This is a genomic window from Anabaena sp. CCY 9910 (assembly GCF_963920875.1).
Classification (GTDB): domain Bacteria; phylum Cyanobacteriota; class Cyanobacteriia; order Cyanobacteriales; family Nostocaceae; genus Trichormus; species Trichormus variabilis.
Genome location: NZ_CAWUDJ010000108.1, coordinates 1 through 1,389 on the forward strand (window position 1 = coordinate 1; position 1,389 = coordinate 1,389).

Below are 1,389 nucleotides of genomic sequence, written 5' to 3' on the forward strand. Positions count from 1 at the left end.
CCCTTTGTTGTCACTTCCATGAGAGAATAATTAAGTAAAAACGCCGAAAGTACTTCAGGGAGCATGATAGAGCCGCGAAGAGGTGCAAAAACAGTTAAATTCGTAGATGAATATTGTCAGTGGTATAGAAAGCTGTTTTCAGATGTTAGGAGTTTTGAAGCATTTAAGTACTTACACATCGGTTGCATTTCTGAACTAAAACGAAAAACACTACCAGAAATAGCAAAACTTACAGGATTAGATAACCAGCAGGGGCTACATCATTTTCTCACTACATCACCTTGGGATGTAGAACAGTTAAGAGCCTTAAGGCTAGAGTTAATCCTTCAAGTAATAAAAGATAGACCAATCATTTTAATCATTGACGAAACTGGAGATAAAAAGAAAGGGACTAAGACAGATTATGTCAAAAGACAGTATCTAGGAAACTTAGGAAAAGTTGATCAGGGAATTGTAGTGGTAACAGCATACGGTGTATTCTGTGGAATGACATTTCCATTGCTATTTGAAGTATATAAGCCACGAGAAAAATTAAAACCAGAAGATAAGTATCTAACCAAGCCACAAATAGCAGCAAATTTAATCAAAAAGCTGAAGTCAATGGGCTTTAGATTTAATCTGGTACTAGCAGATAGCTTATATGGAGAGAGTGAAACTAATTTCGTATCAGTATTAGATGAAATGAATCTAAACTATATAGTTGCGATTCGCTCAAACCATTATGTGGATTTGCTTCCGAGACAGCATACTCAATATCTAGAGTGGCAGAGATTTAAACGTGTATTCTCTGACCTCAACAGTGAAAATCGCTATATTAGAGAAATAATTCACGGTAAACGTGGAGAACATAGATATTGGCAGATCACTACAGACATTGAAAAGTTGCCAGGAAACTCTACTTGGTATGTCATGACTAAATATCCAGACATTACTCCAAGAGAAGTTGGAAATTTTTATGGTTTAAGAACCTGGGTTGAATATGGTTTAAAGCAAAGTAAAGATGAATTAGGTTGGGCAGATTATCGTTTTACTCGCTATCAAGATATTGAACGTTGGTGGGAGATTATTTGTAGTGCCTACTTAATGGTTAGTCTTCACTCTGAACAAATGCAGCCTTCTCCTCCAACGTCTCCATCAAGATTAGCTCAACATCCCTGGTGGGATGATAATAAAGGCTGGAAAAATATTCTGAATAATCTTCGCTTAATTGTTCAACCTTTTATCCTATTTAACTTAATCCAGCCTTGGCTGACAGTTTTTCCTATCCCTCAACTATCATTAGGATTTGCTAAACTTCAATCCATTGTTTATAGACTCACTTCCCCACTTTTTATATTCCTGACTCACTCTGATTTTGTATTTTCCTCTGCTTAGAGTGACAAATGAGGG

The 1,389-nt window shown here is 36.4% G+C and carries 1 protein-coding gene; it reads left to right on the forward strand.

Annotated elements, in window-relative coordinates; genetic code table 11:
- The first annotated feature begins 63 nt into the window (after positions 1-63).
- Entirely contained in the window at positions 64-1,374 is a 1,311-nt protein-coding gene (locus tag ACM5QX_RS29490; protein WP_414756748.1) for an IS701 family transposase, read from the forward strand.
- The last annotated feature ends 15 nt before the right edge of the window (positions 1,375-1,389 follow it).